At 44.2% G+C, this 21,222-nt stretch carries 18 protein-coding genes and 2 pseudogenes; 9 read left to right on the top strand and 11 right to left on the bottom strand.

The features are described from left to right. Positions 1–215: 215 nt before the first annotated feature. Positions 216–635: a flagellar basal body rod protein FlgB gene (flgB, locus tag C8R34_RS09875; protein WP_013648910.1), complete on the top strand. Its 420-nt coding sequence runs from the start codon at positions 216–218 to the stop codon at positions 633–635. Between the two features lie 499 nt (positions 636–1,134). On the opposite strand, the pseudogene C8R34_RS17370 reads toward flgB, so the two are convergent. From C8R34_RS17370 to C8R34_RS09910, 6 genes and pseudogenes are all read right to left on the bottom strand, one after another. Then, positions 1,135–2,182: pseudogene (locus tag C8R34_RS17370) on the bottom strand (IS5 family transposase). A gap of 183 nt (positions 2,183–2,365) precedes the next feature. Beyond that, on the bottom strand, positions 2,366–5,071 hold the full coding sequence (locus tag C8R34_RS09890) for a DUF3570 domain-containing protein (protein WP_110340281.1): 2,706 nt from the start codon (positions 5,069–5,071) through the stop codon (positions 2,366–2,368). Between the two features lie 54 nt (positions 5,072–5,125). Next, positions 5,126–5,359 carry a DUF4266 domain-containing protein gene (locus tag C8R34_RS09895; RefSeq protein ID WP_110340283.1) on the bottom strand — a complete coding sequence of 78 codons (234 nt, stop codon included), beginning with the start codon at positions 5,357–5,359 and terminating at the stop codon, positions 5,126–5,128. 34 nt (positions 5,360–5,393) lie between these two features. Beyond that, entirely contained in the window at positions 5,394–5,900 is a 507-nt protein-coding gene (locus tag C8R34_RS09900) for a TlpA disulfide reductase family protein (RefSeq protein ID WP_258364451.1), read from the bottom strand. 124 nt (positions 5,901–6,024) lie between these two features. After that, positions 6,025–6,486 (bottom strand): hypothetical protein, encoded by a 462-nt coding sequence (locus tag C8R34_RS09905; RefSeq protein WP_013648906.1) that lies wholly within the window; start codon positions 6,484–6,486, stop codon positions 6,025–6,027. Positions 6,487–6,690: 204 nt separating this feature from the next. Then, positions 6,691–7,440 (bottom strand): hypothetical protein, encoded by a 750-nt coding sequence (locus C8R34_RS09910; RefSeq protein WP_013648905.1) that lies wholly within the window; start codon positions 7,438–7,440, stop codon positions 6,691–6,693. A 591-nt stretch (positions 7,441–8,031) separates the two neighbouring features. Between C8R34_RS09910 and C8R34_RS09915 the strand changes: the two genes are divergently transcribed. From C8R34_RS09915 to C8R34_RS16675, 6 genes are all read left to right on the top strand, one after another. Beyond that, complete coding sequence (locus tag C8R34_RS09915) at positions 8,032–8,298, top strand: hypothetical protein (protein ID WP_258364452.1); 267 nt, start codon at positions 8,032–8,034, stop codon at positions 8,296–8,298. A gap of 122 nt (positions 8,299–8,420) precedes the next feature. Continuing rightward, a complete protein-coding gene (locus C8R34_RS09920; RefSeq protein WP_013648903.1) occupies positions 8,421–9,848 on the top strand; it encodes a TolC family protein in 1,428 nt (475 codons plus the stop codon). Between the two features lie 24 nt (positions 9,849–9,872). After that, the gene (locus C8R34_RS09925; RefSeq protein WP_013648902.1) at positions 9,873–11,408 is read left to right on the top strand and encodes an efflux RND transporter periplasmic adaptor subunit; all 1,536 of its coding nucleotides are present in this window, start codon (positions 9,873–9,875) and stop codon (positions 11,406–11,408) included. Between the two features lie 29 nt (positions 11,409–11,437). Further along, complete coding sequence (locus C8R34_RS09930; protein ID WP_013648901.1) at positions 11,438–14,662, top strand: efflux RND transporter permease subunit; 3,225 nt, start codon at positions 11,438–11,440, stop codon at positions 14,660–14,662. 295 nt (positions 14,663–14,957) lie between these two features. Next, the gene (locus tag C8R34_RS09935) at positions 14,958–15,977 is read left to right on the top strand and encodes an efflux RND transporter periplasmic adaptor subunit (protein ID WP_207896472.1); all 1,020 of its coding nucleotides are present in this window, start codon (positions 14,958–14,960) and stop codon (positions 15,975–15,977) included. 53 nt (positions 15,978–16,030) lie between these two features. Beyond that, positions 16,031–16,207, top strand: coding sequence for a hypothetical protein (locus C8R34_RS16675; RefSeq protein ID WP_207896471.1), 177 nt, complete (start codon positions 16,031–16,033; stop codon positions 16,205–16,207). Positions 16,208–16,218: 11 nt separating this feature from the next. Here C8R34_RS16675 and C8R34_RS09940 read toward each other — a convergent pair whose 3' ends face one another. After that, a complete protein-coding gene (locus C8R34_RS09940) occupies positions 16,219–16,995 on the bottom strand; it encodes a carbonic anhydrase (protein WP_013648899.1) in 777 nt (258 codons plus the stop codon). A gap of 397 nt (positions 16,996–17,392) precedes the next feature. On the opposite strand from C8R34_RS09940, the gene C8R34_RS09945 reads away from it, so the two are divergent. After that, positions 17,393–17,743 (top strand): DUF3147 family protein, encoded by a 351-nt coding sequence (locus tag C8R34_RS09945; protein ID WP_013648898.1) that lies wholly within the window; start codon positions 17,393–17,395, stop codon positions 17,741–17,743. A 67-nt stretch (positions 17,744–17,810) separates the two neighbouring features. Here the strand turns inward: C8R34_RS09945 and C8R34_RS09950 are convergent, their stop codons facing one another. The 4 genes from C8R34_RS09950 to C8R34_RS09965 form a co-directional block, all read right to left on the bottom strand. Next, positions 17,811–18,161 carry a DUF6488 family protein gene (locus C8R34_RS09950; RefSeq protein WP_013648897.1) on the bottom strand — a complete coding sequence of 117 codons (351 nt, stop codon included), beginning with the start codon at positions 18,159–18,161 and terminating at the stop codon, positions 17,811–17,813. A 26-nt stretch (positions 18,162–18,187) separates the two neighbouring features. Continuing rightward, complete coding sequence (locus C8R34_RS09955; protein ID WP_013648896.1) at positions 18,188–18,988, bottom strand: HupE/UreJ family protein; 801 nt, start codon at positions 18,986–18,988, stop codon at positions 18,188–18,190. Positions 18,989–19,540: 552 nt separating this feature from the next. Continuing rightward, complete coding sequence (locus tag C8R34_RS17275) at positions 19,541–19,768, bottom strand: GDCCVxC domain-containing (seleno)protein (protein ID WP_013648895.1); 228 nt, start codon at positions 19,766–19,768, stop codon at positions 19,541–19,543. A gap of 100 nt (positions 19,769–19,868) precedes the next feature. Further along, positions 19,869–20,789, bottom strand: a complete 921-nt coding sequence (locus tag C8R34_RS09965; RefSeq protein WP_013648894.1) for a cation diffusion facilitator family transporter — start codon at positions 20,787–20,789, stop codon at positions 19,869–19,871. A 197-nt stretch (positions 20,790–20,986) separates the two neighbouring features. Between C8R34_RS09965 and C8R34_RS09970 the strand changes: the two are divergent. Continuing rightward, positions 20,987–21,222: pseudogene (locus C8R34_RS09970) on the top strand (arsenic resistance protein); the annotation flags it as partial.

Below are 21,222 nucleotides of genomic sequence, written 5' to 3' on the forward strand. Positions count from 1 at the left end.
GATTTTTTACAAAAAAGGCGCAGCAGATTGTGTGGGCAATGTTAATTAGTCGTTATATGGATATTCTAAACAGGTGCTTAATAATTTATGTTTAAAGATAGCATCTAATTCATGCCTTTTTCGTGAGTTAGTCATTTAATAAATGCATTTACTATACCATCCATGTTAAATGCTAGAAATTCTTACAGATATTATATTTAATATGGATTTATTCAATGATTAGCAAACTTGATAATGATAAGGAGTTGAATTTATACCACCAAGCTTTGAATTTAAGAGCTGCAAGGCAAGAATTACTTGCAAGCAATGTGGCTAATGCAGACACTCCTAATTTTAAGGCGAGAGATATTGATTTCTCTAGTGTACTGCGTGAAAAACTTTCATTAACAACAAATATAACCCAGGTTGGTTTAATAACAACATCATCAGGGCATATTAGTACCAGTCCAGCAGGGATCCTCGGAGGCGATAACTTGTTATATCGTGTTCCTTTGCAACCAAGTGCAGATGGAAACACAGTAGATATGAATATGGAGCGTACCCAGTTTGCCGATAACTCGATTAAATATGACGTGATCCTAACACTTATTAAGGATAAGTTTGACGACTTATCCTTAGCCATGCAGGAGAGATAAATATGTGTATATTTGTTGTAATAGACATCACAATCTCACCGCTTGAATAAGTGTAATAAGCATAGGTAACGTAGAATTTGCTGCCAAACCACCGTGCTTGACCGCCCACGGTACGTTTTGCTATATAGGGCTTACTCAGAAATTCAGCGATCAGTCATACACTGCCAAATAAAGATTCTGGTTTGAGATGAATTGGCAGGCACGCGCAACCCCAATTTCTCTGAGCATGCTCTTTTCTGTCACCCCAATTGCTATTTTGACAGCAAATTTCTTCAGACAAATAAAAACTCGCACCAAAATGAGCAGATTCATGACCAAGAAAATGCTATTAATCCATGCGCAGAAGTATCAGCTTGCTTGGCTCGAATATGGATACCTCCAAAAGCCGAGAAAAAATCCCGTGAAGATAAGCCGAAGCTTTTCATGAGCAATTATATGTTATAGAAGAGTATCTATTTTTCTGTATTTCAGGCAATTCAGCCCATTTTATACTTATGATCTAGACAAGACCTGCTCGTTTTGTCCAGAATCGTAGCCGCTTCATATTGTAGATAAGGTTTACCCGATGCGGATTTGAGCTCTCGTGATTCCGATGGTTCTGATTATCAACCCCATACGATCTTAGAGTTCTGCAAAGACATGTTCTACCCAGGCGCGATCTGAATGTCAGTGTGTTGGTGCAGACCAAGTGCTCGGGCCTGGGTTCGCCTTTGGGTTTTTTGTGGTGGATTTTCGATGTCAGGCTCTTTCCAATCAGTATTTGCTTATTCCTGGCAGACTGGTAAGCTGTATCCGCATAAACCGTGGCATTGAGTCTATCAAGCTCTCCAGTTGCGCCCCATCGTGAGTTGATGGCGGGTGTGACTGTCCATTTGCGGATAAAACTGAAATGATTGTCGATACTGATGTGATCCTTATAGCCAAACTCAGGTATCGCCAGATCAACAAGTTTGCGTCTATCTTCTTTGATTTTTGCCTTGCTCTATTTCACTATCCAGCGCGCATCGATATCCTTTTGTGCTGCTTTCGCAGGATTGGCCCGAATTTCGCTGGCCAGCTTACCTGCTTTGATGGCATCTTTCTCTTCCTGATTGTTATGCTGATGTGGGGCTTTGATGGAAGCATCCATCAATTGTCCGCTCAGGGCAACATAGCAACCGCTGCGTAGGCACCCATCGAATTGATCAAAAAGCGCGTTGATCGCTCATGCTTTGGCTAACGATTCATAAAAGTCGCGAATGGGATTGGTATCCGGTCACTTAATCCCAGTCCAAAAAACCGCATCCACTTCAGGCGGTCACGTATATAAAACTCATACAGTTCGTATGACAAGCTATTATGCGCCTGCAGTATCAGAATCTTGAACACCAACACGTGATTAAAGGCAAGCCTTCCGCCACGACGGCGATCTCTCGACGAACAACTTGACCCAAGAGGGGACGGAATTGCTCAAAATCAACTATTGATTCCAACTCATTCAATCTATGACCTTTCTCCGACAACTTCGCCATGCGTTCGTCCAGATCAAATAATCCAAATTGATTCATGCCTTTCTTCAACCTCCGGTTCCTTAGTGATTCTTCTATCAAATAGAGATTATGACAAAGTTATTAGGTTTTCGGTGGTGTCCAACTTCAATCCTGGCAAATTTCACGCTTTTTGAATGCCATTCAACGTCAGTATTCGGCAATATTCAGAGACGGCTACTTATTTGGAGTTTCCTTCGGATTTTAAAACCGATAACTCCAGGTTGCCGACAACATTCCCTTACGATCCAGCTGGAATCCGTTGAAATCATTCCTAACCGGTTGTATCCATTCAAAGCCGAAACGGTTACCGGCAAACCGCCCGCCCGGGATGATGGCATTCAGCCCCAACCCGATATCCCAGAATTGTCCGCCATAATTTGCGGGAAAATCCATCGGGCCAATACGCGCGTTGAACGCATCAAAGTCCCGGTGTACCGCGCCTTGCAAGGTATACGCACCACGCACTGAAGCGGTCAACCACTGCGTCAAGTCATAACCGCCCCAGGTTGTCGCCTGAAACATATCGCCCAGGCGATAACCCGATTTGTTTTTTTCTTCCAGTCGCTTCACACCGCTGAGTTGCGCACCCCAGGACCAGCGGCTCTTCTCACCGGCATACGTCAGACTGGGCATGAAATCCCAAGTACCGCTGCCGAGTTGCATGCCGAAATGGATCAATCCGCCATCAATCTTGGCCATGCGGCGTAATTCGATATCCACCTTTCCGGTCGGTGCGCTGAGTCCCAGATTCATATGGACGCGATGACCTGGAATATTAATCAGCTTAACTAATGATGAAAAATACGTATCCCCAACAGCACCGGTTTCATGACCTGCCGCGCCGGTATGTTCATGCACACCCGGTGCAGCGGGCGGCGCTCCGGACAGTCTGCGCAGATTCATATCCATGTCCATGAATGTGGGCATCAGCATGACGTTCCACCATTTGGTGGGTGCATACATGATATCGAGCATATGCATGCGCATGTTCATAAAAGTCGGCGTAAACCGGCACGGCGAAGCATCGCTGCAACCCTGATCGACAATCGTCTGGTCAGCCACGCTATGGGTACCATGCATCATATTCCCACCGGTCCAGTTATACATAAACCGGTATCCCGCCATGAAATCCCCCGGCTTATCGAGCATATGGCCAAACATGATACCCGCAGGAGGGATTTTGTGATGGTGATGCGAGGAAGCATGAACATGGGATCCGGAAGATCCGCTGGAACCACCGATCGGCAGCGAAGTAGTCGGTTCAATATCAAACTTTATCGCCGCATTCGCCACATAGTAATCGAAATCAGCAAAACTGTTATTTCCACTGCCTATCTGCATCGAACTGGCGCGGGTGTAGTATTCAAAACCGGTTTCCAACGCGACGCCTTTAGCGAGCATCTTACTCAATACCACGCCACCGCTTAATGCGCCAAAACCCGCCAGACGATGATCACTGGAAAAATTTTCGGGTAATTTTCCGGCATCATAAGTAATGAATTTGGGTTGCACGGTTTGAGACAAGGCATCGTCAATCCGATTACCATTCTGGTCTACATAATTAAAAAAGCCGTCACGAAAATATTGCTCATTAGGATTTTTGGGATTGAAAAAAATTTCCCGCCCCAGACTATCAACTGCTTGTTTCTGAAAAGCTTGTTGTGAGAATAAATAAGGCCGATAAAAACTGGCAGCATCTTGCGAGTAATAGCGAATGCGCGGTGTCAATGTCCATCCGCTGCCAAGCGGCTGTACCCAATTTGCATCAAAGGTATGCGTATTGACGCCCCAATCGTCTACCGACAACCGGTAACCAAGATGTAAGGCCGCATTAAACGGGCTGATATAGTGAATATACTTTGTATTTAAGGCCACCTGATTACGAATATCCGGTCGCTGTTCGATCAGTGCGCGTACCTTACCGGTAATTAAATCCGATTGTCCATTATTCAATTCAGCCGGATCAATAAAAATGATCGACATCGTTTTATAAGGATTCTCCTGAAAGCCATTGCTATGGGTATAGCCAATATTGACATCCAGCAATGCGTTCTTGGTCAACACCTGTGACACACCGACATTCGCTACCCAGTCCTGCCGATTGCCTTGCAGGATCTCGGAACCACCACGGCTTACAATCTGTGGCAAATAGGCAGTCTTCGTTATATAAGGGGACGAATCATGATCGAGGATTGCGCCAATTTCACTATGCGTATATCCGCCATTAAACTTAACACTGGTCAACTTCTGGTTAAAATCAAGGCGTCCGCCAATACTGCCAAAACTTGACTTATAGTCACGCTCTCGTGAAAAGCCACCTGCCACATTGATGGCTGCTTCATTCCATTCATGACTTAAGCCGAAAGTGGCTTGTCGGCGCGTTTCCGGCGAGGCTGATGACATGACCATCACGGATCGGGTATCGACGACTCCCAATGATTGTTTCGTGATGGGATCTAGTCCAATGGGATTTAGATCACGATCTAACAGCACATTGCTCTGTAGAAGAGGAGAGGCACCAACCACTACGCCATTATTGAAATACGGACGATTACCGCCATCGGTAGCCAATGGGGTCGTTGTCACGGGTGTTGCGCCCGACCAGGTATCTTGCGTATAACCAAAAGAAAATTTCGTGCGGTCTGTCAGTGAAAAAATACCAATGCCATGCAAAACGTCGGCGCTGATTGGTTTTAGGCTTGGAACGCCATACAGATTACGCTCGCCTTCCTGGTAGCGGCTATATTGAAAATTGATCCGGTCTTTTCCTACGGCATGCCCAGGTGTTATTAACAGACCTGGCAATACCAATGCGGCAGATGTCAATGCATGGAGCGTATTTCTTGATTTTACAGACGAGACTTCCGGATCGCTCAACTGATGGCTGCCACCCTGGCGCTGCGGCATTCTATTCCGTTGCAAATTTCATTCACCTAGAAACAACGTTTAACGGGGATTCGCTTAGTAGCAACCACAACCGCCGCCACCTGACGAGGATTTATGGCTTGGCGCTGCCTCGCGGCTGCTGTAGTTATGTGATTGTAATTCACTTTGCAGCGGATGTGGATCCAATTCCATCTGAGGTTTCGCAAGAATGCCGCGTTCCCATGGCGCTATATTGACACAACCGGTTCCCCCAATACCCATTGCGAGTAATGATCCGAAAATCGTTGCGTAATAGCGAATTTTTCTCATGAAGGAAGGCAAATTTAGAAAAATCCCTCTATGTCTAAGGCTCCATCACCAGTTGCGTAATCAATGCACGCAATTTTTCCGATTCATCAGGACGAAATCCTTGATGAATATGGCGGATGTTTCCTTTCCGGTCAATTAAATAGGAAGTTGGCATTGCCATCACTTCCAGGCCTTTGGCGCATTGTTTGCTTGGATCCGCAACAATCGAAAAATCGACTGGATTTTTAGCAAGAAAATCCTCGGCGTCTGCAATTTTCTCATCCAGATTAATACCAATTACGTGCAAGCCTTTATCTTTCAGCTCATGATCCAGTTGATTCAGAAACGGAAAAGACTTGACACAGGGAGGGCACCACGATGCCCAGAAATCCATGTAGACAACCTTCCCCTTCAATTCTTGCAGATCATGCGCAGGCTTGCCATCCAATGTCGTCAATGTACAAGCAGACGATACCTGCTTCAGGTGTTCTGCAAGTGACGCTGTTGCAAACAAACTCAACACTGGAATTATAAAAAACAACAATTTTATTTTCTTAATCATTGTCCTGGTACCCTCATTAATTACTTGAATCATTTGACAATACTATCCAATCGTCTTCCAGGTTCATACTATAAGAAATTGGGGTATCAAATAAATCACGATTTAGCATTCAAGAAGTCAAGAATCACTCAAATTGTTTGACATTAATATCTGTTCCGGTATGAATACCTGTTGCTGTCTTACAATGATAGTCGACGACAAATTGTCTTGCGCCCACATCGGTTTTGTTTACCACCAACAAATAAACCCCGTTCCCTCCTTGCAGTATAATGGATGGACTTGGATTTGCATCCCCTGAAACTGTATCGCTGACACTAATCGCCCTGTCACCCTTTAGCAACAGCAAATTAACCAATAAATGTTCCACTGGGGCAGAGAGGTCTATGATATCGGCTTCTAAATAATCAGCCGGTCCATTGCCGTTATCAAAGCAGGTGATTTGCGCATAACCGGTAAAATTTCTAACGGTACCCGTTGGATCCAATACTGCACCACCTTCATCCGCCCCACTGAGCTGCGCATAACCTATCGTATACGCCAACATGAAAATGCTAATTGATAATTTCTTCAAGATGTTGGGTTGCATAATTAATTCTCCTTATGTCGCAAAGACACATTAAGCTATTTTTGGAACTACACCTTTATCGTACTACCTAATCTTATTATCTTGTTCAGACAAACAAATAGCAATGCGACAAAATGTCGCACCTCAAAAAAATCGACAAGCTATTGCAAGCTTGTCGATTTTTACCGCTGCGGTAAGCCGCAAGGAAGTTACTGATTCAGCGATCTACGGCAGCGGCCAGATCTGTTGCCCGTCAATTACAACTGGCATGTCGCGATTAATCTGCGCGGCTGATGGTTTTACTTCTACCGTTACGCCAGTACCACTACACGATGAAGGCAATGGGTTTGTCACCAGATCGCGCGTAATAGTAAACGAAGCTGGGCCATCGTCGGTTGCGCTCACGCGATCATACGGGGTACCCAGGTTATTATGCGTCCACAAATCAACGACACCTTCTCTGCCAAAATCACCCACACTGGTAATTTCACAGATATTAGCAATCGAAACACTGATTTTCACGTTTTGGGCGCAGGATGCCGGTTCGATTCCGGCTGCTGTTAGTCTCACAGGCGTGGCAACATTCAAATCGCTCGGCATACCGGGTCCACCGCCCACCCAGAATCCAACCACGTTGCCGTTTGAATCTTTTTTCTCTGCCATCGCATCGAATGCTCCGCGATTCCATAAAAGCTGAAAATTATTTCCATAATTTGTCAGAAAATCGCTCAATGAACCACCATGCGGCTGGCCATCCACCAGAATAGTTGAATCCAGACCATTTGGAAATACAACTGATGTTCCAATGACACGGACAGTATCACTACAAGAGTGACCAATCACGATGTTATTGATTAATCGGGTTCCTTCAGTTTGCGTGGGCACATCTAGGCGCGTATGCGCCAGCACGCTCTGTCCCAAACCCATCAACATGATGCCAGTCAATGTACGAGCAAGTAATTTCATTTTGTTCATGGTTATTCTATTTCCTAAGAGAGATACTAATAAAGTAATTGTGTAATAGGGATTTAGCCTTGTTCGTAATTTTGACTATCTAATACTGTTGCTAATACCTTCAAATAGTATCTTTCTGCCCGCAATAAAAAGCAATGCGACAAAATGTCGCACCCATGATTCTGCACCTAGAATTTAATGATTAATTGAACGACATGCCAAGAAAATGGAGTCTTGATAACAACATTCTTCACACTCCATGAATTTATTTCTCTACGTCACATAGTCGCCGGATGGTTCATCTATTTGATTATGAATCATTAAAAATAAGTGATGATTCTCGCATATAAATTACGAGGTATTCTGGTTTAAATCTGCTTATATTTTTCCACGCCTAAAAAATATATAAAGCCAGTGTTGTTTAGAAAAATTTCTAAGTTGCAAATATACGAATAATGTGAAATGATCATATCCGAGTAAAATCCTACTTATATATAAAATTCGGATCCAATGCGGAAATATTCAACTTATCCTATTATCAATATGCTAATAATTAGCATATTGATAAATGGGCTCAGTTTATCCTTTCGAGGAGAGGTATTTGCACATGAGTTGGATCATATCCATCAAGAACTATCCTCTGATCCCGCGACACATCTAGAATTACATCACCACAATACTTCCGAAGACGGTGCTGATCTTGATGCAGCAACCCATTTATGCTTGCATTCGTCAGGACAATATCAACCTTTTTTCTTTAATTCCTTTCCGCTGATACCTGACCAAGCAATCGTAGAAGTTTTGACTGTATTTATTTCCGTAATTATTCCCGAAACCATTCCGGATTTACCCCTGCGTCCTCCCCGTAGCGTTTCTTAAGCTGAATTTTAATAGTGCGGTTTGTGGATTGTTTTCTTTGATCCACAGTACCGCTGAAACGGGTCATTCAGGCTTAGCTTGTGACTTGTTTGTATATGCTTAAGTACGCGCGGAGGAATTCCATGAAATTGAGCGATCTATTAATAGCATTGCGCTATTGGGTATCGTCAGAAGTACGAATCATATTGCTGAGCTCCATCCTATTACTGAGTTTTTCATCTCAGATAAAAGCCGGTGTGGATTCTTTTAATATTTCGCCCAATGGGATTGGGATAAAAGGTTATTTAACTAATTCAGTAGTGAATAAAGCGGGAAATGATCTTACTTTGCGTGACGCGGTTAATCTTGCGTTACTCCACAATCCTGAATTGGCGGCTTTTTCCAAGGAGATCCGTGCATTGGAAGGAGCAACCCTGCAAGCTGGGTTACTGAGAAATCCGGAATTAATGGTAAACGTTGAAAATCTCGGAAACATACAAAAGCTGAGTGGTGACATCAATTCATCCGAATCAGTATCTAAGGAGATCGTGCAGCAACTGACAACTATTCGTGTGAGTCAGTTATTTGAGCTGGGTGGAAAACGTGCCGCGCGGGTCAATGCGGCGTCATTAGGTGAAGAATTGGCTGCCAAGGATTATGAAACCAGGCGGGTGGAAATGATTGCCAGGGTTGCCAATGTGTTCACTGAAGTACTCGCTGCCCAAGAACGGTTTAGGCTTGCTGAAGAAACCATGCAAGTGGCACAGAACGTGGTGAATACCGTGACCAAACGTGTGCTAGGCGGTAAAGTGCCGCCCATTGAGGAAACCAGGGTTAAAGTAGGACTGTCGACTACTCGCATTGAACTGGAGCAGGCACAGCGAGATTTAACATCTGCACGGAAGCGATTGGCTTTATTGTGGAATAGCTCATTCCCGCAATTTAATAAGGCCTTGGGAAATCTTGAGTCATTAATTGCTCCTCCAAATTTTCAAGCGCTGGAGACGCGTATTTTAGATAATCCGATGGCGCTTCGTGCCATGAAAAATATCGAACATCGTAAAGCATTGGTGGAGGTGCAGCAGACACGCCGTATACCTGATCTCACCCTGAATGCGGGCGTCGTACATCATGCACTCTTGGGCGGAAGCACAGCTGTGGCAGGTTTGATGGTGCCATTACCGCTATTTGATCGTAATCAGGGTAATCTCAAAGAAGCTTACGAGCGAGTGGACAAAGCTGTGGATGAGCAGACCGCGATGGAGTTGCGCCTAAAAACCGAATTGGCACAATCGTATGAAGCGATGTCAGCGGCATGGAATGAAATCAACATACTGCGTGATGAGGTGTTGCCTGGGGCCAAAGATGCTTTTAACGTGACACGCAGAGGTTACGAATTAGGAAAGTTTGGTTTGCTGGAGTTGCTGGATGCGCAACGTGTGTTGTTTCAGAATCAGCTTCTCTACGTGCGCGCATTGGCAAACTATCAGCGCCTAGTCAATGACATTGAACGCCTAATTGCAATGCCTATCGATAGCTTACCGACCGCACAAAAAACTTCCGCACGTTGATATTAAAAGTAAAAGGATTAAATGATGAACAAAACTCGATTAAGGCCAATCATTATTGTGATTGTCATAGGGATTGTATTGGGTGGGTTGATTCTTACTGCGGAAAAACCTTCTTCGGTTACAACAGATGCGGCGAGTATGGATACCGATGGAAAAGTGGATGAACACGGTACATCAGATATGAAGGGGCACGGTGCAAGTAATCAGCCTGGTATTGGGCCCAGAGGAGGCAAGCTATTCATCGACGGTGATTTTAGTGTGGAAATGACGATCTTTGAAAAAGGGGTGCCGCCGCAATTTCGCATTTATTTGTATGAGAAGGGTAAGTTATTGCCGCCTACAGCAGCCACTGTCGCGATTACGCTTTCCCGGCTGGGCGCGTCGGCGCAATTGTTCAAGTTTACGCCTGAAGCGGATTATCTGTTGGGCGATCAAATCGTCGAAGAACCGCATTCATTCGATATCGCTATCGCAGCTGGACGCAATGGAAAACTCATGCGCTGGAGCTATCATCAGGTAGAAGGTCGGGTGGAAATACCGGATGCCATGCTGAAAAGCATGGGAATCGAAGTCTTGACAGCTGGGCCAGCCACGATCAAGCCTAAGTTGAAACTGCCGGGTGAAGTAATTTTCAACGAACATAACATTGTGCGGGTGGTGCCGAGAGTTCCCGGCGTTGTAACTGCAGTTCATGGGCAATATGGCCAACAAGTGAAAAAGGACGAGGTACTGGCTGTTGTTGAAAGCCCAATGCTGGCCGATTTGCGCAGTCAATATTTTGTTGCGAAGAAACGAATAGCTCTGGCAAAGACGACCTATGAGCGGGAAAAACAGTTGTGGGAAGAAAAGATCTCTGCCAAGCAGGAATTTCTTCTGGCTCAGGAACTGTGGAATGAAGCTGAGATTGCGCTGAAGCTCGCTTCAGTCAAATTGCGTGCACTGGGGGTACAGCCTGAATCGAATCACTTGAAGAACAATTATACCCATTATGAAATACGCGCGCCCATTTCCGGAATCATTATTGCCAGAGCGATTGCAGTGGGTGAAGCGCTGAAGGAAGACAGGGAGATTTATACCATCGCGGATGTATCCACGGTATGGACGGCTGTTACCGTTTACCCTAAAGATCTTAATGTGATTCGGCTCGGTCAGAAAGTTGCAGTGAAAGCGACTGCTTACGATGTGGAAAGCGAAGGAACTGTTACCTATATTTCGACGTTAATCGGCGGGCAAACCCGTACCGCAACAGCCCGGGTCGAATTGGATAATAAAGAAGGAAAATGGCGTCCCGGCATGTTTCTAAATGCTGAGTTGGTGGCGGAAGAAATAGAAGTGCCCGTCGCAGTTTCTGTCGATGCCATTCAAACGATGCGAGATTGGTCAGTGGTATTCGGTCGCTATGACCCATATTTCGAAGTCCGCCCTTTGGAACTGGGGCGCAGTGATGGTGAAATGATCGAGGTACTCAAGGGATTGGCTCCCGGAGAGAAATATGCCGGCGGTAACAGCTTTGCCCTTAAAGCGGAATTGGGTAAAGCGGGCGCAAGCCACGATCATTAAATCGATGAACTTAATCAAGGCTAGCTATCATGTTTGAACGAATTTTACATATCTCCATTTACCAACGCGGCCTTGTGCTGATGGCGGTGTTGATGATGGCCGTCATCGGCGTCTATAGTTACCAGAAGTTATCAATTGATGCGGTGCCTGATATTACCAATGTGCAGGTGCAAATCAATACGACTGCACCGGGATATTCGCCGATAGAAGCCGAACAGCGCATCACTTTTCCGATTGAAATTATCATGGCGGGTTTGCCTCACCTGGACTATACCCGTTCGATTTCGCGCTATGGGTTATCTCAGGTTACCGTGATTTTCAAGGACGGCACCGATGTATATTTTGCGCGCCAGCAGGTCAGTCAACGAATCCAAGAAGCAAAAGGCCGATTGCCGCTAGGTATTGAACCAATGATGGGGCCTATTTCCACTGGTTTGGGTGAAATTTTCATGTGGACCGTCGACGCTAAGACAGGTGCAAAAAAACCCGACGGCACGGAATATACTTCGACTGATTTACGAGAAATACAGGATTGGGTCATCAAGCCGCAGCTTAGGATGGTTAAAGGTGTGACAGAAATTAACACGCTAGGCGGTTTTGTCAAACAGTTTCATGTGGTGCCGTACCCGGAGAAAATGATTTCTTTCGGTCTCTCATTGATTGACTTGGTGACCGCTTTGGAGCGTAACAATCTGAATGTAGGTGCTGGGTATATTGAAAGGAGTGGGGAACAGTATCTGGTTCGCATACCGGGACAAATCGCTAACCTGGATGAAATTGGCAACATTATTCTGGGCTCGAGGCAGGGAACACCCATTCGGGTCAAGGATGTAGCCGATATTCTGATTGGGAAAGAATTACGTACCGGCGCTGCTACTCAGAACGGTAAGGAAGTGGTGTTGGGGACGGTGCACATGTTGATTGGAGAAAATAGCCGAATCGTTGCTCAAGCTGCCGCCAAGAAATTGGAGGAAATCAATCGCAACCTGCCGGAAGGCATCGTCACTACACCGGTCTATGACCGTACCGCTTTGGTGGAAAAAAGCATTCATACGGTGGCGACCAATCTGCTTGAGGGCGCTGCACTGGTTATCGTGGTATTGCTGTTGTTTCTGGGCAACTTACGTGCCGCGCTGATTGCGGCGTTTGTGATTCCATTGTCGATGCTGTTCACGTTCACCGGCATGGTCACCAATCATGTGAGCGCCAATTTGATGAGCCTGGGCGCGATTGATTTTGGCATTATTGTGGATGGTGCGATTGTTATTGTCGAAAACAGTATTCGCCGTCTCGCGCATGAACAGATGCGGTTGGGGCGGGAACTGACGCTTGCTGAGCGTCTTGAACTGGTGTTTGATGCTTCCAGGGAAGCACGACGGGTGTTGATCTACGGCGAGCTGATTATCATCATCGTGTATTTGCCTATTTTTGCATTGACGAGTGTAGAAGGAAAAATGTTTCACCCCATGGCACTCACTGTTGTGACAGCGCTGATTGGAGCGATGATTCTCTCCCTTACCTTTGTTCCGGCAGCGATTGCCTTCTTTTTGTCCGGCAAGGTGAAAGAGACAGAAAGCCCTGTGATGGCGTGGGCAAAAAAAGCCTATGTGCCGGTATTGACAGCAACCATGAATAATCGTGAACTCACGGTTACGATTGCCATCGTGATTGTCATCTTGGCGGGTTTGTTGACGACGCGTGTCGGGAGCGAGTTTGTTCCCAGTCTGAACGAAGGCGATATCGCGCTGCATGCCATCCGCATTCCGGGTACCAGCCTGACGACAGCGATTGAAATGCAGAATAAACTGGAAGAAACGATCAAAACATTCCCTGAGGTCGATCGTGTGTTTTCCAAGATTGGCACTGCTGAAATAGCCACCGACCCTATGCCACCGAGTGTTGCGGATGTTTTTATCATCCTTAAACCGCAGTCCGAATGGACAGGGGAACATCGTACCAAGGCAGAGTTAGTTGACACCATAGAACAGGCTGTACGCAAGGTTCCGGGTAATAACTACGAATTTACCCAACCGATCCAAATGCGTTTCAACGAATTGATTTCAGGTGTGCGTGCCGATGTCGCAGTCAAAGTATTCGGTGATGATATGGATACTTTGTTGGCTTTGGGTGAAGCCATAGAACATCTGCTTGCAACCGTTCCCGGCGCAGCGGATGTGAGAACCGAGCAGATTACCGGATTGCCGGTGCTTTCGATTCAAATGGATCGTGCAAAAATGGCGCGCTATGGGTTGAATGGTCGCGATGTGCAAGATGTCGTGGCCATGTCAGTGGGTGGTAGAAGTACCGGCATGATTTTTGAAGGCGACCGCCGTTTTGATTTGCAAATACGGCTGCCGGAGCATTTGCGAACCGATATTGAAGTCCTGAAACGGCTACCCATCAATGTGCCGGCACAGAGCGTCGCTGTAGCTCCATTGAATCCGCAAGTGTCTCAAGCAACTCAAGCCACACAGGCGGCTGGGCCTGTTTTTGTTACCTTAGGTGAAGTGGCCAACTTCGAAATGACTCAAGGCCCCAATCAGGTGAGCCGGGAAAATGGTAAGCGCAGGATAGTGATTACTGCCAATGTGCGTGGCCGCGATCTGGGTTCATTCGTCCATGAAGCAGAACAATTGATCAATGAAAAAGTGCCTATCCCGCCCGGATACTGGACTACCTGGGGCGGTCAGTTTGAGCAGATGATTTCCGCAGCGCAGCGCTTGCAGATCGTGATACCGATTGCACTCGGGCTTATTTTTATTCTGTTGTACACGATGTTCGGCAATGTGCGTGACGGGCTGTTAATGTTTACCGGTGTCCCATTTGCCTTAACCGGCGGAATATTCGCCTTGTGGCTGCGTGACATCCCTCTTTCCATTTCCGCCGGGGTAGGGTTTATCGCGCTATCCGGCGTGGCGGTACTAAACGGTCTGATGATGTTGGCGTTTATTCGGGGCTTGAGAGAGAAAGGATCATCTTTGGATGATGCGATTCAAACCGGCGCTTTGACTCGACTACGTCCGGTATTAATGACCGCATTGGTGGCGTCGATCGGATTTCTGCCAATGGCGCTCGCCACCGGCACCGGCGCGGAAGTACAGCGGCCTCTGGCAACGGTGGTGATCGGCGGGATTTTGTCGTCGACTGCGTTGACTTTGCTGGTATTGCCAGTACTGTATCGGCTCGTCCATGGACGAGATACTTCGAATAAGGTCACATCGGTAGATCCTGAAACGAAAAAGATACAAGATTAATGATAGTGCCACCAGTTCACCGTGAGGGCAACGCGCTCGGTACCCAGTTCTGCGTCGTACATTGCGAAGAGCGAATTTTCTAAGCTGTATGCCCAATTGAGGATAGTTGATAAGTTATCCGCACTATGACCAGCTGCTGAACCGCCTGAGTTGTCACAGAAGTGTGAAGCCTGACTAGTTCAAGTTTTGTAATTGTACTCCATAGGGTTATTTGGCAGCTATTTTGATACCCAATATCAGTTGGAATACTTCTTAAAAACATCAAATTAGTACAGTAGGTAAAGATAAAATAACGATGAAAATCCATATCTTATTCATATCAATTTTGATATTAGCAACGTTTCATTTTGCTAGTTGTATGAGCAAAACGGCTAATAACAAGAATGTTGAAGCAGATAGAAATCAAGCTCTTTTTAAAGATATGCATATGGATCCTATTCACTATTCTGATAACGAAAAAGAGGTGGGTGCAGTCCGTCTTTCTGCACTAAAATTTAAGAGTCTCGGAATAAAAGTCGGCAATATACCCACACGTGTTCTTTCCGGGGTGGTGAACGCCAATGGTTGGTTGGAATTGTTTCCTCAACATAAAGCCGTCATTACAACTATTTTTGGAGCTAATATTACTGAGATCAAAGTAATTAAAGGAGAAAAAGTAAAAAAAGATCAGATATTGGTTTACCTTTCACATCCCAATCTAATTAACCTACAGACTGCATATACAAGAACCTATAATCAGATGCAATTTCTAGAGAGAGAATACCATCACCAGAAAAGGCTTCACGATGAGAAAATTGGCTCTGATGATGATATTTATCAGCAAACAAAGGCTCGTTATCAAATTATAAAGAGTGAATTAGAAGGTTATGACGCACAATTAAAACAATTAAATCTTGATGTAAAAAAATTGGAGAATGGGAATATTTCTCAATACCTACCAGTAGTAAGTCCTATTGATGGTTACATTGAGAAGATATTGGTGCAAACAGGTCAATTTGTAGATCCTCAAGCGCAAATACTAAGTATTATAAATAATGATTTTATACATGCCGATATACTGGTATTCGAGAAAGATATACACAAAGTAAAAATGGGTCAAAAAGTATCATTTGTGGTGGATTCAGTTCCGAAAAGAAACTTCTCCGCTACAGTTTTCTCTATTGAAAAAAATTTCAAGCGAAATCCTGGGGTAGTTCGTGTGCATGCCGAAATTCATCAAAAAGAATATTTTTTATTCCTGGTATGCGCATACATGGAAAAATCTATACGGGTGATTCATCAGTCAACACTCTACCAGAAGAAGCTATTATTATAGAGAATGGTAAGCCTTACATTTTTCTTGTAGAAACAAACGAGCAAGATAATAAAATGGAATGGGTATTTAATCCTGTTGAAATCAGAACAGGTATTTCTAATCAAGGTTGGGTGGAAATCAGTCTCCTTAAACCATTACCTGAAAACTCAAAAGTGGCATTGGATAATGCCTATTACCTGATCGCGGAAATGAAGAAAGGCGAAACATCGGATGTAACCTCGTGGCGATAATAGGTTTTAATTTAAGCGACTAATTCTACCATTCCTGTGCTTAGTCGATATATCCCGCCGACTATCCGAATTTTTCTCTCCTTCACTGATTGACTCAAGATCGGGGTACTATTCTTCAGCTCGGTAACAGTGAGGATGACATTCATCTTGACTGCATTTTCATATAGCATTCCGGGCATACTTCTCGCTGCCCTGACTGCGGGCAATAATGCAGTTGCCATTGTTTGGATGTGTCCTGGAAACTGTTTATTCTTATCAATGGCATCAATAGCGGCTCCCACAGCTCCACAGCTTTCATGGCCAAGCACCATGATCAACGGTGTATGTAATACGGCAACCGCATATTCAAGCGTGGCCAGAAAATCGACAGTTATATAATTACCAGCAACTCGAGCCACAAATAGATCCCCGTGAGCCTCATCAAAACACTGTTCAGGACCGACTCTGGAATCGGCGCAACCCAAGATAGCAGCGTAAGGGTTTTGCCCTTTAACCAGAGCGTCCTGGGAAGTATGTATGTCCAAGGATACAGTCGATTGACCACTAGCATGCCGCTTGCTGCCTGCCATTAATCTTTCCAAAGCTTGGTCAGGGGTAAGCACGTTTTCAGGCTGAGGCGGGATTTTGGTAGATGACGGCAAAGGTACCTTTCTTTCTTCCTCACTGGCAATACCTGCACTACTAATAATACCCAAACCCAGCGCAGAGGCTGCCGCCAATTTCAGGAATGAACGTTTTCGTGAATCATGCTGAAGGTATTCGTTCTTTTTGTCACATATTTGACACATAAAAGCTCCGGTATTTAAAATCATTCACATCAGAGTCAATGAGCAGGTATTTAGTTACTGATCTTTGCCTGTCACCTCGTACAATTATAATATACTTCGATATACTCAAAAATAAGCCATATAACGTTTTCTCTCGTTTTAAATCAATAATAATGTGAGCTTTCAGTTGTTAGCGTGTCAAAGAAACAATTACCCTTACAATTCATGGAAGTTTGTATGCCACAACTGGCTTGTAATGCACGGTAAACAGCACTGCAATATTGGCTGCCACGTTCAGGGTCGCGGTCAGTGCCTGATAGCCGGTTTGGTATGACACTCTAGAGAAGTTTTTCATGAATAAGTATTCGTTTTCTATGAATAGTATTGCCATACTTATGGCTATTAAAAATTAGACTTTATGCTTTATTACGCACTCAAAGTAATTATTTCGGCCATTGTAATAGTGGCGATTGCAGAGATTGCCAAGCGAAATACAGGACTTGCTGCACTTGTAGCGTCTCTGCCGCTGACATCGTTATTAGCTTTTATCTGGCTCCATATTGAGGGAGCTGCAGTGTCGCAGATCGCAGATCTATCAAAGCAAATATTTTGGTTCGTATTGCCATCGCTTCTGTTTTTCATACTGTTCCCAATATTACTTAAGCATGGCTTGGGTTTTTGGTTTAGCCTTAGTCTATCCGCAGTGGCCACCATTGGCTGTTATTTTAGTTTCATGTTTTTTCTACCTCGAATCGGGATTCAACTGTAAAAGAAAGATCGCTGCCAGAGCGGTCAAGAATTGGTGCACCAAGTGTTATCCCTAAGTATGAATGAGCTTAATTGCCGGTAAAGTTTGCAGCAATAAAATTGCCTGTGGATGTGAAAAACAAATAAAGTTTCTCTTTTGTCTTATCATCAACAGCAGGATTAGTAAATGTGACTAGCCATTCTTTGCCTTTTTTCCCATCTACCATCTCGATCTTATCTTGTTCAATTGTTTTCCAGGATGGATCAATCTTGCCTTGCTTTATTAATATCTCTTTTCGGTCAGACGCGCATTTTATTACAGTTTCTTCCGTTGCAACTTTATTGCCGTGAAAATGGCAACTGCTGTCTTCCCCTGCCATCGCTCCGCCGACTCCAAATATTGCAGTAACTAAAATCGTTATCATCAGTATTTTTTTCATTAAATCACTCCTTAGCAGTTAGTAAATTAAAGACTTTCACGTCCCGTATCAATGCTTTGCTCAACTTCTAGATCTTCATGTGCATGTTTGTGTTCTTGGATGGGAAAGCGAAAACTATCCGGATCAGAATCATGTTGATACCCGTGCAATTGCATAAACAGCAAGATTACTCCGGCATAAATAAGAGATTGGTTAGACGCAAAGCTGAAGCGTTTAAAAGATGGTTTATGTCTCCATAGAGAAAGCACAGACACCATAACCACCAAAGCAACGATCTGCCCTATTTCTACACCCAGATTAAAACTCAATATTCGTAACAGAATGCCAGTACTGTCGTCGCCAAGTGGCAACTGCTGAAGGCGGGTTGAAAGGCCAAAGCCGTGTAGTAAACCAAATAGAAAAATCGCGCCCAGCAGGTTAGGAGATTTCATATCCAGATACTTCTGGAAGCCGCCGTTATTGTCAAAACCCTTATAGATAACACTAAGTGCAATAATCGCGTCAATCAAAAAATAATTCCAAGTAATCTGGTAGAAGGTTGCAAAAATCAGTGTAATACAGTGTCCGACCGTGAAAGCTGTTACAAACTTGGCTATATCCTTGAAGCTGGTTAGGAAAAACACTACCCCAAATAGGAACAGTAAATGGTCATATCCAGTCAACATGTGGGTAGCACCAAGTCCTATATACTGAAGATATCCACCGCTTAGCATCCTCAGTTTATCTTCATCAGAAATACCATGCGCTAAAGCTGAAATTGGTATTAATAAAAATAATATTATTAAAAACTTGTATGTGGTTAAAAAGCGCATATCCAGAGTTGACATTATATTATTCTAAAAGTGGCTTTGAGGGCTATGCCTATTTGTTAGATTGGATACGCGTAACTATATAGTTTTGTATACATATTAGTAAGCATGAATCCGCTTAACATTCGATATTAAATATAGAAAGGAAAATAAAGTGGAACGGGTATATATAGCCGAGTGCTTCATTTTAGAAAACACAAACTTGAACTACAGTAAAAAAGTAAGTAGTTCAATCGTGCTATTTCAGCGATCAAATATTACTTAATCTCTGCAGCCAACTTGCGATGAGAATCGGCCATCTCCATATTCCCTTTTTACAGCTTGTTCATATAAATGGAGCATGCCTCGGCAATTTGTTTCCATATCTATACCTTGTCTACCATAGTACTGTCGTTGATTAATAAAGTACAGGAAAGCCATAATATTACTATAGTTATTTAATGTGCACTGCTTAACTTAAATTAGCTTATCAAATTGAGTGCCTTTTAAGTTAAGTCTAAGCAGCTTTATTACAACCTTGACAGAATTCCAAGAAGAACTAAAAAACTCAAAAACGTTTAACACTTGTGATCAAGAATCTGTACAGCAAGAAGAATTGCTACCGGACAGTTGAATCGGTGGACATGGTACATCTCCATAAGAACAGTAAACACAGCAATCTCCCGCTTTAGGCTTCAATAAATGGTGACAAGATTCACATTCATAAAAGAATTGACAGGCATTGGTCGGCATCGTCTCCAATTTTTGAGTTCCACAATTCGGGCAAGTAATAGTCGATTGCAACTGTATCGTATTCATTTGTGTATATTTGTCACGTAATTATTAAGTTTACAAAACCTGTGGAGCTCTCGAATGATTATTTGTTGTGATGATAAAACAAAAGTTACTCATTTCTACTTTAAACCACTTCTGCTGGTGCTTGCTTACAGGAATGGGATGTATCTCCACGCTCAAATTGGACAGTGGTATGCTGAATTCCAAACAGCTCACGCAATTCATTATTAATTTGAACCAATAGCAAATCATCAATGACTGCATCCGGCTTGATTAAATGCACGGTTAGCGCAATTTCCGTCGTGCTCATTGCCCAGATATGTAGGTCGTGAACTGCTTCAATCCCTGGAAGACTAGCGAGGTAAGCCTCAACTTTGGCCGGATGGATATTTGCTGGCACAGCATCAAGAGCAAGGCTTAGCGATTCACGGAGCAAGCCCCAAGTGCCAATACCAATAATTACGGCGACCACAAGGCTCATGAATGGGTCCAACCACAACCAGTCCGTGAATTTTATGGCGATAGCTGCCAAAACGACGCCAAGAGAAACGGCTGCGTCAGCCATCATGTGCAAATAGGCACCGCGAATATTCATATCTTGCTTTTGGCCGGACATGAACAGCCATGCCGTGAACCCATTAATGACTATGCCAACTGACGCCACCCAAATGACTGTATCACTTGCCACTGCCTCGGGATGGCTAAATCTGAGAATGGCTTCCCAGGCGATAGCGCCGACAGCAACAAGCAGAACCAGTGCATTAATCAATGCAGCCAAAATAGAAGAACGGCGCAAACCATAAGTATGCCGCTGTGTTGGTAACTTGCGTACTAAGACGCTTGCGCCCCATGCAAATAATAAACTCAAAACATCGCTGAGGTTATGGCCTGCATCGGCCAACAGCGCGAGAGAATTTGAAAGTAAACCAAAAATAACTTCAACCACAACGAAACCTACATTTAGCGCAATCCCAATTGCGAATGCGTGATCAAAGTTTTTGGGAACGTGGCTATGATCATGATCGTGGGAGTGGTTATGTGCCATATATAGGTTTTCTTTCCGACATGTTAATTTCTAAAAATAGCGGATTAACTAAAATTATATGGAACTGATCGGAGATTCGTAGACTGAACTACAATGGTTATACCAAAATGATCAGAAACATTGAAATAAAACGCTGCGCCAAATTATGGCACAAATTTTCCGCTGCACCATTACGGTAAGTATTTTAAGGAAACACTATGCGAAGAGAACAACTGGAAGAAAATCAGATAGGGTTATACGCTGTGGCCTTGACTGCCGGGATGGGGCTTGGATTGTGGCATCCTAGCTTCGGCGCCAGCCTGGAGTATTTGATTTCCCCCGTGCTTGCGCTGTTGCTATATAGCATGTTTGCGCAAATCCCTTTTCTTCAACTGCGCGAGGCGTTCGCGAATAAGCGGTTTACAGCTGCGCTATTGATGATCAATTTCATCAT

The organism is Nitrosomonas sp. Nm84 (assembly GCF_003201565.1).
Classification (GTDB): domain Bacteria; phylum Pseudomonadota; class Gammaproteobacteria; order Burkholderiales; family Nitrosomonadaceae; genus Nitrosomonas.

Bases quoted from the DNA above. Each gene is read 5' to 3' on its own strand.
- C8R34_RS16675 (WP_207896471.1), top strand. From the start codon at position 16,031: ATGGAATGGGTATTTAATCCTGTTGAAATCAGAACAGGTATTTCTAAT.
- C8R34_RS09905 (WP_013648906.1), bottom strand. From the start codon at position 6,486: ATGCAACCCAACATCTTGAAGAAATTATCAATTAGCATTTTCATGTTG.
- C8R34_RS09900 (WP_258364451.1), bottom strand. From the start codon at position 5,900: ATGATTAAGAAAATAAAATTGTTGTTTTTTATAATTCCAGTGTTGAGT.
- C8R34_RS09955 (WP_013648896.1), bottom strand. From the start codon at position 18,988: ATGTCAACTCTGGATATGCGCTTTTTAACCACATACAAGTTTTTAATA.
- C8R34_RS09965 (WP_013648894.1), bottom strand. From the start codon at position 20,789: ATGGCACATAACCACTCCCACGATCATGATCATAGCCACGTTCCCAAA.
- C8R34_RS09925 (WP_013648902.1), top strand. From the start codon at position 9,873: ATGAACAAAACTCGATTAAGGCCAATCATTATTGTGATTGTCATAGGG.
- C8R34_RS09895 (WP_110340283.1), bottom strand. From the start codon at position 5,359: ATGAGAAAAATTCGCTATTACGCAACGATTTTCGGATCATTACTCGCA.
- C8R34_RS09945 (WP_013648898.1), top strand. From the start codon at position 17,393: ATGCTTTATTACGCACTCAAAGTAATTATTTCGGCCATTGTAATAGTG.
- C8R34_RS09910 (WP_013648905.1), bottom strand. From the start codon at position 7,440: ATGAACAAAATGAAATTACTTGCTCGTACATTGACTGGCATCATGTTG.
- C8R34_RS09950 (WP_013648897.1), bottom strand. From the start codon at position 18,161: ATGAAAAAAATACTGATGATAACGATTTTAGTTACTGCAATATTTGGA.
- C8R34_RS09930 (WP_013648901.1), top strand. From the start codon at position 11,438: ATGTTTGAACGAATTTTACATATCTCCATTTACCAACGCGGCCTTGTG.
- flgB (WP_013648910.1), top strand. From the start codon at position 216: ATGATTAGCAAACTTGATAATGATAAGGAGTTGAATTTATACCACCAA.
- C8R34_RS09920 (WP_013648903.1), top strand. From the start codon at position 8,421: ATGAAATTGAGCGATCTATTAATAGCATTGCGCTATTGGGTATCGTCA.
- C8R34_RS09935 (WP_207896472.1), top strand. From the start codon at position 14,958: ATGAAAATCCATATCTTATTCATATCAATTTTGATATTAGCAACGTTT.
- C8R34_RS09890 (WP_110340281.1), bottom strand. From the start codon at position 5,071: ATGCCGCAGCGCCAGGGTGGCAGCCATCAGTTGAGCGATCCGGAAGTC.
- C8R34_RS17275 (WP_013648895.1), bottom strand. From the start codon at position 19,768: ATGAATACGATACAGTTGCAATCGACTATTACTTGCCCGAATTGTGGA.
- C8R34_RS09940 (WP_013648899.1), bottom strand. From the start codon at position 16,995: ATGTGTCAAATATGTGACAAAAAGAACGAATACCTTCAGCATGATTCA.